Source organism: Nitratidesulfovibrio sp. 1201_IL3209, assembly GCF_036763125.1.
In the GTDB taxonomy this organism is placed as follows: domain Bacteria; phylum Desulfobacterota; class Desulfovibrionia; order Desulfovibrionales; family Desulfovibrionaceae; genus Cupidesulfovibrio.
Map to the genome: position 1 here is coordinate 40,468 of NZ_JBAIYT010000029.1, position 10,744 is coordinate 51,211.

Below are 10,744 nucleotides of genomic sequence, written 5' to 3' on the forward strand. Positions count from 1 at the left end.
CCACCGCGGCAACCGCCGCCCGGTGACGCAGGCTTGCGCCGTTGGTTCGAGGCGGCGCTGCCGCCTCTTTTTGTTTCAACCACGGAGAACCTCGCCATGAACCAGTTTCCGCGCATGCACCGTCTGCCTCCCTACGTCTTCGCGACGGTGAACGAACTGAAGATGCAACTGCGCCGCCAGAACGTGGACATCGTCGACCTCGGCATGGGCAACCCCGACATGCCCACGCCCCAGCACATCGTGGACAAGCTGGTGGAGGCGTCGTCCAAGGGCGTGAACCACCGCTACTCGGTGTCGCGCGGCATTCCCAACCTGCGCAAGGCCATCTGCGACTGGTACATGCGCCGCTTCGGCGTGTACCTGGACCCGGACACCGAGGCCGTGGCCACCATGGGCGCCAAGGAAGGGCTTTCGCACCTCTCGCTGGCCATGCTCTCGCCCGGCGACGTGGTCTTCGCGCCCGACCCCACCTACCCCATCCACACCTATGCCCCCATCATCGCCGGGGCCGACGTGCGGCGCATTCCCATCGGGCGCGGGCGCGACTTCTTCGAAGACCTGCTGGTGGCCACCCGCCAGACCTGGCCCCAGCCCAAGCTGCTGTTCATCAGCTACCCGCACAACCCTACCTGCGAGATCGCCGCGCCGGAATTCTTCCAGAAGGTCGTGGACTTCGCCAAGGAACACAAGATCTACGTCATCCACGACTTCGCCTACGCGGACCTTGCCTTCGACGGGCACATGCCCCCCAGCTTCATGCAGGCCGAAGGCGCCAAGGACGTGGGCGTGGAATTCTTCTCCATGTCCAAGAGCTACTCCATGGCCGGGTGGCGCGTGGGCTTCTGCGTGGGCAACCGCGACCTGGTCTACGCGCTCACCCGCATCAAGAGCTACCTGGACTACGGCATCTTCCAGCCCATCCAGATCGCGGCCACCGTGGCCCTGAACGGACCGCAGGAATGCGTGACCGACATCGTGGACACCTACCGCAAGCGCCGCGACGTGCTCATCGAGGGTCTTGGCCGCGCGGGCTGGGACGTGCCGCCGCCCAAGGGCACCATGTTCGTATGGGCCCAGATTCCCGAGGAATTCCGGTCCATGGGGTCCGTGGAATTCTCCAAGCTGCTGCTCAAGGAAGGCCACGTGGCCGTTTCGCCGGGGCTCGGCTTCGGCGCGCACGGCGACGACCACGTGCGTTTCGCCCTCATCGAGAACGAACACCGTACCAAGCAGGCCATGAAGGGCATCAAGAAGGTGCTCTCCGGGAGGTCGTGTGGATAGCGAAAGCGACAAGCCGGGCGGCAAGCGCCCCATGCCCCGGAGTCCCCAGAGTCCCCTGACCATCGGCATGGCCGGGTTCGGCACCGTGGGCAGCGGCCTTGCCCGCGTGCTGGACGAGAACCGCCAGTGGATCACCGAGCGCACCGGCCGCGAGATGGTCATCAAGACCATCCTGGTGCGCGACCTGGCCAAGCCGCGCGCCTGGCCCGTGCCGCAGGGCGCGACCCTGACCGCCGACCCGGCCGCCCTGACGGACGACCCGGAAATCGACGTGCTGGTGGAACTGATGGGCGGCATCGCCGCGCCCCACGCCATCATCCAGCGGGCGCTGGAGGCGGGCAAGCACGTGGTCACCGCCAACAAGGCCCTGCTGGCCGAGGACGGCTACGACCTGTACCGCCTGGCCGAGCGGAAGAACGTGGGCCTGCACCACGAGGCCAGCGTGGCCGGGGGCATCCCCATCGTCCAGACGCTGAAGGAAAGCCTGGCGGGCAACCGCATCGGCTCGCTGGTCGGCATCCTGAACGGCACGGCCAACTACATCCTGTCCGAGATGACCAGCAACGGCCTGGACTTCGCCACCGCCCTCGCGCAGGCCCAGGAACTGGGCTACGCCGAGGCCGACCCCACGCTGGACATCGAAGGGCACGACACCGCCCACAAGCTGGTGCTGCTCATCCGCCTGGCCTACGGGCTGGACTACCCCTACGCCGAACTGCCCGTGCAGGGCATTGCGGGCATCGACCGCATGGACATCGAGTTCGCGCGCGAACTGGGCTTCCGCATCAAGCTGCTGGCCCAGGTGCGCGAGGTCGACGGCAGGCTGGAAGCCGGGGTGTTCCCCACCCTGGTCAAGCACACCTTCCTCATCGCCCGGGTGGGCGGCGCGTACAACGCCATCCGCCTGGAAGGCAACGCCGTGGGCCCCGTGTTCCTGCACGGCCTTGGCGCGGGCAGCCTGCCCACCGCCAGCGCCGTGCTGGCCGACCTGATGACCGTGGCGCGCGGCGCGGCCCCGCACAACACCGGCTTTCTGCGCCAGGTGCCCCCCCGCGCCGACATCCTGCCCCCGGCCGACGCCGAAAGCAGCTACTACGTGCGCGCCATGGTGCCGGACAACCCCGGCGTGCTGCGCGACCTGGCCGGGGCCATGGCCGACCACTCCATCAGCATCGCCCAGGCCATCCAGAAGGGACAGGATCAGCGCGGCGTGCCCCTGGTGTTCATGACCCACGCAGCCAGGGCCAGCGCCATCCAGGGCGCCATCGCCCAGGTGCAGGCAGCCGGGTTGTTGCTGGCGCCGCCCGTCTGTTACCGGGTGTTGCAGTAAAAAGAGGGAAGGAATTCGCGGGGAAGGGGAACCTCTTGGAAGAGGTTCCCCTTCCCCGCACCCCATCCCCTCCAGAACTTTTCAATCGGCGGGCAACCACCGGCGACGGACATCTTGGCCTCACGGCCGCCCTTCCCCAGCCATGCACACGCCCCGCATCGTCTGCATCCTCGACGGCATGGCCGACCTGCCGCAGGCCGACGGACAGCCCACCCCGCTGGCCGCCGCCCGCACGCCCACCCTCGACCGCCTTGCCGCCACCGGAGCCGCCGGGCTCTGCCAGGTCATCCCCCCCGGCGCGGAAGCAGGTTCCGACGCGGGCATCCCCGCCCTGCTCGGCTACGACCCGCTGCGCCACCCCGCCGCGCGCGGCCCCCTGGAAGCCCTGGCCGCCGGGCTGCCCCTTGGCCCCGGCGACACCGCATGGCGCTGCAACGTGGTGGCGCTGGATGCACACGGCCGCATCGCCGACCCCGCCGCCACTATGGACCCCGCCACGGAACAGGTGGTGGCCCGCATCGTGCGCGCCGCCTTCCCGGCCCCGGCCCACGCCACGGCCCACGGCGGCGGCTTCCGCTTCACGGTGGTGGAACGGGGTGACGGGCACTCCGCCGCCTCCTCCACCACGCTCGCGCCCTTCACTCCCGTTGGACCGCAGGACGTCACCGGCCAAGCCCCCGCCGACGGGCTGCGCGATCTGGCCCGCCACCACCCGGCCCTGCACGCGCGCATCACGGCGGCCAACGCACACCTTTCCCGACTGACGGGACCGGACACCCCGCACGGTCTTGCCCTGTGGCCCTGGGGCTGCGGTCCCCGGCCCCATCTGCCGCCGTTTTTCGCCCATGGTGCCACCGCCATCCCCGAAGCCGCGCCCCATGCTCCCTTGAGGGCCGCCATGGTCGCCGCCGTGCCGCTGGCGCGCGGACTGGCCATGGCCGCCGGGCTCGCCGCGCCTGTCGTTCCCGGAGCCACCGGCGGCGCGGACACCGACCTTGCCGCCAAGGCCGCCGCCACCCTCGCCCTGCTGGCGGACCACGCCGTGGTCTTCGTGCACGTGGAAGGCCCGGACATGTGCGCCCACGCCCGCGACGCCCACGCCAAATCGGCCCTGCTGGCCCGCATCGACGCGGAACTGGTCGCCCCCCTGCGCGCGGCCCGGCCCGACGCCCTGCTCTGCGTCACCTGCGATCACGTCACCCACTGCGGCGACGGCCGCCACCATCCCGACCCCGTGCCCTTCCTGTTGCACGGGCCGGGCGTCTCCCCCCATCCGGCCGCCCGGTTCGACGAGGCCGCCTGCGCGGCCACGGGCCTGCGCATCCCCTCCGGCCCCGCCCTGCTGGACCTGATCCTGCGGGCAACAACAAACCGGCCCGACAACACGAACCGGTCGGAACGGTAACGTCGGCCCCCACCGCCTTTCCCTCGCCCACGCAAAAAGGGGCGCCCCACCGGAGCACCCCTTGCGTCGCATAGTCGCACCCAGGCCGTCGCGGGCCTGCCGCTCCACGCACGGGAACAAATCAGGCTAGGCCATGATGCGCTTGCGGTACGCGTACAGATGGTAGGCGTTGAAGGCCAGGAACAGCCCGCCCGCCACGATGTGCGCCCGCTCGCGCCCGGCCAGCCCGAACAGGACCAGCGCCGCCAGCGACGCGGCCATGCCCCGCTTGGAGATGCGCATGGCCTCGGCCTTGGTCAGGCGGCGGCAGCAGCACGCCTTCTTCGGGGCCGCCTGTTCCTGCGCGGCAAAGGCATCCAGTATCTTGGCCGCTTCCAGCAACTGCTCCCGGGTCACGGCCTCCGGGTCGTATTCCACCAGCAGGCCGCCGGTGCGCGGGTTGGCCGTGGCGGAAAGCACGCCCGGCGTTTCGCGCAGGGTGCCTTCGATGGCGGCGGCCGCCTCCGGATTGCGCAGCGCATCACACCGGATGCGCACCCTGCCGTCGATGAAGCTGCTGATCATGATCCACTCCTCCTTGCCGCGCCGGGCGCGGCCGTGCTGCGGATACGTCCGTTATGCCGTGCCGGAATCCTTGGCCTTGCGGGGGCCTTTGGTGGCCTTGCCCGCGCCTTTGCCCCCGCTCTTGGCCTCGCCCTTGTCCGTACCCTTTGCGGGCGTGGCCTTGGCGGACTTGGCAGGCTTGGCGGGGTTGGCCGGAACACGCGAGGAATCGGCCTTGGCCCGTGCGGTCCTGGCGGGCTTGGCGGGGTTGGCCGGTGCCTCCACGGGCATCGCGCCCGCAGCCTTGCCGGAAGTCTTGCCCCGCGCCTTGCCCGTGGCCTTGCCGACGGCGTTGACGGTGGCCTTCAGCGCGGCCTTGACCACGGCGCCGGCTCCGGCCACTCCGGCGCTCACGCCCGCAGCCATGCCCCCCGTCATACCGGCAGTTCCGCCCGTGGTCTCGGAGGCCACCGCCGGGGCGGCCTTCGCCACACCCGCCGCACCCGCCGCAGCGGGCAGGGCCATCACGCCCGGCTTGCGGTCCGCGCCGCGCCGTCCTTCCACGTCACCGTTGCCCAGCATGGGCCGCATGGCGTTCAGGGCCACGCCCACGGTGGTCAGGTTGTGCAGCAGGGCCAGCAGGCCCGGCTGCGCCCGGCCCACCAAGCCCAAAGCCATGAAGGCCGAGTTCAGCCCCATGATGGACCCGAAGTTCACGTGGATGCGCCGCAGGGTGGCCTTGGCCAGCCGCCGCGCGGTCAGCAGTTCGGCAAGGTCGTTGCCGGAAAGCACCACGTCGGCCACCTCGCGGGCCAGGTCCGCCCCGTCGCGCAGGGATACGCCCACGTCGGCGGCGGACAGGGCGGGCGAATCGTTGATGCCGTCGCCCACCATGACCACCTTGCCGCCATCGGCCTGCAACTGCCGCACGATGTCGGCCTTGTCGGCGGGCAGCACCTGGGCGCGCCATTCGTCCACGCCCACGGCGTCGGCCACTGCGGCGGCCGTCACCGGCCCGTCGCCGGTCAGCATGATGATGCGCTTCACGCCCTGCCCGCGCAGGCCCTTGACCACGTCGGCGGCCTCGGGGCGCAGCGGGTCCTCGATGCACAGGATGCCCGCCAGTCTGCCGCCCATGGCCAGGTGCAGGATGGAGTACCCCTTGGCGGCCCATTCGTTGACCACCGGCAGGAACTCGTCCAGGGGCACGCCCTCGTCCTCATGGACGAAGTGGCGGCTGCCCACCAGCACGCGCTTGCCGCGCAGGCGCGAGGCGATGCCGTGGGCCACCACGTATTCCACCTCTGCGTGTTCCTCCTGGTGGTCCAGCGATTCCTGTTCGGCCTTGCGCACCACGGCGCGGGCCACGGGGTGGGGAAAATGCTCTTCCAGGCACGCGGCCAGGCGCAGCACGTCGTCGCGCCCGTGCCCGTTCAGCGGGATGACCTCGGCCACGCGGGGCCGCGCCTCGGTGAGGGTGCCGGTCTTGTCGAAGACCACGGTGTCGGCCCCGGCCAACCCTTCGATGAACCGGCCGCCCTTGATGAGCACGCCGTGGCGCGCGCCTTCGCGCATGCCGGTAAGGATGGCCAGGGGCGTGGCCAGGCGGATGGCGCACGAGTAGTCCACCAGCAGCACCGACGCGGCGCGGGCCACGTCGCGGGTGACGGCCCACACCCCCGCCGCCAGCAGGAAGCTGTACGGCACGATGGCGTCGGCCAGGCGTTCCGCCTTGCCCTGCACGTTGGCCTTCAACGCCTCCGACCGCTCGATGAAGCCCACGATCTGGTTGATGCGCGTCTCGGACCCCACGCCGGTGGGCCGGATGTCCAGCCGCCCTTCCTCCACCACGGTGCCCGCGTAGACCGAGGCCCCGGCGCGCCGGGCCACGGCCAGCGGTTCGCCGGTCATGGAGGTCTGGTTGACCATGGCCTCGCCCTCGGCCACCACGCCGTCCACGGGGATGGACGAACCGGCGCGCACGACCACCAGGTCGTCGTCCAGCAAGGCGGAAAGGGGCACCTGCACCTCTGCCTCGCCGCGCTTCACCCACACGGTGTCCACGTCCACGGCCAGGCTTTCGGCCAGGCTTTCGCGCGACTTCTTGCGGGTCCATTCCTCCAGGAATTCGCCCACGGCGAACAGCGCGGTGATCAGCCCCACGGAGCGGAAGTCGCCCCGCACCAGCGAGATGCCCAGGGCCGCGGCGTCCAGCACGTCCACGTTGAGACGGCCGGAGGCCAGCGAGCGGCCCCCCTTGAGCAGGAAGGGCAACGCACGAAAGAAGGCGGAGATCATCCGCACGATGCGCGGCAGGAAGGGACGCAGGATCAGGTAGCGGATCAGCCCGCTCGCGCCGGGCGTGGCGCCGGCCATAGCCAGCCCGCCCAGCCCGGCGACGCCAGCCGCACCGGCGGCCCCGTCCATTGCCACGGCGCCCATGCCGTGCAGCCCGGCGGCGGGAACCCCCGGCGGCAGGTGCGCGCCCATGGGGCCGCGCGCCTGGCGGGCCGCACCGGCGGCGCCGCCCGGGGCCGCGCCATCATGCGGGGCCGCGCCACGCGCGTGCTGCCGGGCGGAGGGACGCCGGGACTCGGCCACGGGCTTGCCCGAGGCCTTGTCGGCAGCCTTCTTGCCCGCAGACGCGCGCGCGCCGTCCGTACGTCTGGCCGCTTCGGCCTTCCTGGCCGGCAAACGGCGCGGCGCGCCACCGGCGACGAAACCGTCCACCACGGCCAGCACCTCGCCCCGCGCGGCGGGGCGGGCGTAACGTACCAGCACGCTGCCGGTACTGGCGGTGGCGTGCGCCTCGGCCACGCCTTCGACGGCCACGATGCGGGCCACCAGGTCGTGCGCCCGGTCCTGGGAAAACGAACCGGGGGCGCAACGCAGGCGCATGCGCCCCGGCAGTTCGTGTGCTATGCGATAGTCCATGCGCCTCGTCCGTTACGAGTTTGGTGCGGGTTTGATCCGGGCTCGGCCCGATCAGGCCTTGGCGGCTTCGGCCGCCGCTTCGGGGGTGGCCGTTTCGGCGGTGTCCTTGCGCTGCTTGTGCACGTGTTCGGCTTCGGCCACGATGTCCTCCACGTGCTCGCGCACGGTTTCCGCGTAGGCGGAGGCCTTTTCCTTCAGATCGAAGCCATGGCTCAGCAGGTCGGCCATGGCCGGGCGGATGTCGAACTTGCCCCGGCCCAGCATCACCGCGCCTAGGGCGCCCAGCGCCACGCCGCCCACGAAATACAGCCCGTACTTGAGATTCTCGTTCATTCCCGACTCCTTGTGCTGAGTGCGCCGTCACGCGTCCGGCCATGTCAGGCAATCACCCCCGCCAGCCCGGTGCCGTGCGGGAGTGCCACCTTATTTGATATCGAAAATCACTGTCAACACCCCTTGTCCACCCCAATTCTGCCAGTTCCGCCAGTTCCGCCCGGTATGACGGGGGAGGAGGGTTCTCAACGCTAGCACCCGTAACCGGATCGTGACAATCTTTTTCCAATTTTGTGCCTGATTATCACGTTCAACTTCAACATGCCGTCCTCTTTACGCAAATGAAGACGGCGCCCTTCAACTGCGTGAAGGGCGCCGTAAGGGGCATCGGCGGGGCGGATCGCGCCGGTCGGTCAAGCATGGCTGGCCGGTGGGCCGGGTCGATGCGGACGGTGTTGCGCTAGTGCTTCACGATCTTCGTATACATGAAGTATCCGATCACTCCGAGCACGATGACGCCAACGACAATGGAACCGATATCCGCGAAACTCATGGTGCCTCCTCGGGCCTGGCCCGACAGGATCGGCAGGCGGCTTCCGTCGTCCACCGGGTTTGCGCCGCACCCTCCCGGAAAGGGGACGTGACGGCGCGTTGCTGGGCGCCGCCTGGGCGGCATGTCTTCTGGTCAACGGTCGATTGAACGCAAGACGGCTCCGCCACCGCGCGCGGGCACGGAAGAAAGAGGAAAATGGACGAGGCCGCCCAGCGGAGCGCCGCGCGAAACACGCGGGCGCGGGGCGGCCAAGCGAGGCTCGGCGGGGAAACGAAGCGACCCGGCCGACGCTGGCCCCGCATGGCGGGCGCGCAACAAGCGGACAGGGGAGAAGGCGACTGCGTCCGGGGGGCGTAGAGGGCGGGAAGGAAAAAGACGGACGGGACACGGCGTGAACGCATGGCCTGGCCTCCCGCGCGGTGGTGCGCAGAGCGGAGATTTCGGCATGCATCGGCCGTATGGCGCTCATTGAGCGTCCGGTCGGTGCAAGGACATGTTCCGCCCGCCAGCCCCCGAAGTCAAGGCAAAACCGGGCGAATGAGAAAAAAAGTACATGGATTGACGTTAAGCTGACGCGCCGCACGCGAGGTGCGACATTTCCACGTCCGAACGCCCGTGCGAGCACCCGCCACAGGCTCCGGCGCGCGTGCGCCGGAACAACGCCCCGTCGCCCCCCTATCCTTCGTCCGGCGCAATGAACTCCCCGGCCAACCTCGTGATCTCCGGCAACCCGTGGCCCACGCTCGGCGCATCGGGCTCGGCCTCGTTCTCCTCGAACAGCACGATGAAGCTGGCGCCCGCAAGGCCGGAGGCCACCTCCAGCCGTCCGCCCAGTTGGGCCACCAGGCTGCCCACCAGTTGCATGCCCAGCGTGGCCCCCCCGGCGGGGTCGAAGCCTTCCGGCAGTCCCACGCCGTCGTCGGTGACGCGCACCTCCACCAGCCGCCCGTGCCGCCGGGCGCCGATGGCGACGCGCCCCGCGTCGCGGCCGGGAAAGGCGTGCTTGATGGCGTTGGTGACCAATTCGTTGAGGATCAGCCCGCAGGGGATGGCCGCCGACACCGGCAGGAACAGCGGCGGCAGGTCCAGCGCCAGTTCCACCTCGGCATCCACGGACGCCAGCACCAGCCTGCGCGCCAGCCGTTCCACGTAGTCGGCGAAGTTGACGCTGGCCAGGTCGTTGGCGCGGTAGAGTTCCTCGTGCGCAAGGGCCATGGAGGCCACGCGGTTGCGGCTTTCGATGAACCGCTCGCGGTCGGCGGCCCCGTCGGCGTAGGCAGCCTGGAGGTTCAGCAGGCTGACGATGAGTTGCAGGTTGTTCTTGACCCGGTGGTGCACCTCGCGCAGCAGGATTTCCTTTTCGCGCAGCGAGGCCCGGATGCTCTCCTCCGCCCGGCGGCGGGCGGTGACGTCCTCGGCCACCCCGGCCACGCGGTACACGCGGCCGTCGCCGTCGCGCACCGGAAAGGCCCGGGCATGCACCCAGCGCACCTGGCCGTCGGGCCGGACGATACGGAACTCCGCGTCCACGGGGGTGGCCGACGCGGCGATGTCGGCCATGGCGGCGCGCAGGCCGTCGCGGTCCTCGGGGTGCACCGTGTCCAGGGAGGTGGCGCGCACCCGCATGGCCTCTTCCACCGGGCGTCCCCAGACCGTTTCGTAGGCAGGCGAAAGGTACAGCAGCCGGTCGCCGGCCAGGTCGCGCACCCAGAACACCTCGTTGGTGTTCTCCATCAGCTGGCGGAAGCGTTCCTCGCTTTCGGCCAGGGCCCGCTGGTACTCGCCGCGCTCCGCGATCTCGCGGCGCAGGCGGCGGTTGGCCTCCTCCAGGTCCTCGGTGCGGCGGCGCACCAGGTCTTCCAGGGTTTCGCGGCGTCGGCCCTGCTCGCGCAGCAGTTCCGCGCGCAGCAGGCAGCGCACCAGCGCCCGGTCGAGCACGGCCATGTCCTCGATGGGCTTGATCACGAAGTCCCACGCCCCCAGACGCAGGGCCCGCGCCAGTTCGCGCACCTCGCTGATGCCGGACACCACGATGACCGGCACCGTGGGGTCCTGCGCGGCGATGCGGGGCAGCACTTCGGCCCCGCTCTTGCCGGGCATGCGCCAGTCCAGCAGCACCGCGTCGGCCCCGCGCTCGTCGAACAGGGCCAGCGCATCGGCCCCGCCGTCCGCCTCGCGCACGGCATAGCCCGTATCGCGCAGGTAGCCGCACATGGCGGCGCGGGCCACCGGGTCGTCATCCACCACGAGGATGGCGGGAATGCGGTCTGCCGGTTGGCGGGGGTCCATGGGTTCTCCTAGGTGTAGAGTGTCAACAGGTTGTTCCCCGTTGCGCTAGTCGTTCTGCCGGAGTTCTGCCCCCAAGGGCAGAATGGGGGCGGAGATTGTTGTAACGGTGGAGCCATCGGAAAAGAGCCTTTGTTCG

At 70.3% G+C, this 10,744-nt stretch carries 8 protein-coding genes; 3 read left to right on the top strand and 5 right to left on the bottom strand.

Translation table 11 applies throughout. The features are described 5' to 3' along the window. The first annotated feature begins 96 nt into the window (after window positions 1-96). From V6B97_RS13200 to V6B97_RS13210, 3 genes are all read left to right on the top strand, one after another. Window positions 97-1,281, top strand: a complete 1,185-nt coding sequence (locus tag V6B97_RS13200) for an aminotransferase class I/II-fold pyridoxal phosphate-dependent enzyme (RefSeq protein ID WP_333506967.1) — start codon at window positions 97-99, stop codon at window positions 1,279-1,281. Between the two features lie 31 nt (window positions 1,282-1,312). After that, the gene (locus V6B97_RS13205) at window positions 1,313-2,611 is read left to right on the top strand and encodes a homoserine dehydrogenase (RefSeq protein WP_333506975.1); all 1,299 of its coding nucleotides are present in this window, start codon (window positions 1,313-1,315) and stop codon (window positions 2,609-2,611) included. Between the two features lie 142 nt (window positions 2,612-2,753). After that, window positions 2,754-4,016 (top strand): phosphoglycerate mutase, encoded by a 1,263-nt coding sequence (locus V6B97_RS13210; RefSeq protein ID WP_333506968.1) that lies wholly within the window; start codon window positions 2,754-2,756, stop codon window positions 4,014-4,016. Between the two features lie 126 nt (window positions 4,017-4,142). On the opposite strand, the gene V6B97_RS13215 is transcribed toward V6B97_RS13210, so the two are convergent. The 5 genes from V6B97_RS13215 to V6B97_RS17450 form a co-directional block, all read right to left on the bottom strand. Next, entirely contained in the window at window positions 4,143-4,580 is a 438-nt protein-coding gene (locus V6B97_RS13215) for an HMA2 domain-containing protein (RefSeq protein ID WP_333506969.1), read from the bottom strand. Window positions 4,581-4,631: 51 nt separating this feature from the next. Then, the gene (locus V6B97_RS13220; RefSeq protein ID WP_333506970.1) at window positions 4,632-7,493 is read right to left on the bottom strand and encodes a heavy metal translocating P-type ATPase; all 2,862 of its coding nucleotides are present in this window, start codon (window positions 7,491-7,493) and stop codon (window positions 4,632-4,634) included. A gap of 51 nt (window positions 7,494-7,544) precedes the next feature. After that, window positions 7,545-7,826, bottom strand: a complete 282-nt coding sequence (locus V6B97_RS13225) for a hypothetical protein (protein WP_333506971.1) — start codon at window positions 7,824-7,826, stop codon at window positions 7,545-7,547. Between the two features lie 1,168 nt (window positions 7,827-8,994). Next, window positions 8,995-10,608, bottom strand: a complete 1,614-nt coding sequence (locus V6B97_RS13230) for a sensor histidine kinase (protein ID WP_333506972.1) — start codon at window positions 10,606-10,608, stop codon at window positions 8,995-8,997. Between the two features lie 22 nt (window positions 10,609-10,630). Next, the coding region (locus V6B97_RS17450; RefSeq protein WP_442935490.1) for an integrase core domain-containing protein at window positions 10,631-10,744 on the bottom strand (114 nt) is incomplete at its 5' end.

Coding starts and splice junctions, on each gene's coding strand:
- V6B97_RS13230 (WP_333506972.1), bottom strand. CDS start 10,608: ATGGACCCCCGCCAACCGGCAGACCGCATTCCCGCCATCCTCGTGGTG.
- V6B97_RS13200 (WP_333506967.1), top strand. CDS start 97: ATGAACCAGTTTCCGCGCATGCACCGTCTGCCTCCCTACGTCTTCGCG.
- V6B97_RS13210 (WP_333506968.1), top strand. CDS start 2,754: ATGCACACGCCCCGCATCGTCTGCATCCTCGACGGCATGGCCGACCTG.
- V6B97_RS13220 (WP_333506970.1), bottom strand. CDS start 7,493: ATGGACTATCGCATAGCACACGAACTGCCGGGGCGCATGCGCCTGCGT.
- V6B97_RS13205 (WP_333506975.1), top strand. CDS start 1,313: ATGCCCCGGAGTCCCCAGAGTCCCCTGACCATCGGCATGGCCGGGTTC.
- V6B97_RS13215 (WP_333506969.1), bottom strand. CDS start 4,580: ATGATCAGCAGCTTCATCGACGGCAGGGTGCGCATCCGGTGTGATGCG.
- V6B97_RS13225 (WP_333506971.1), bottom strand. CDS start 7,826: ATGAACGAGAATCTCAAGTACGGGCTGTATTTCGTGGGCGGCGTGGCG.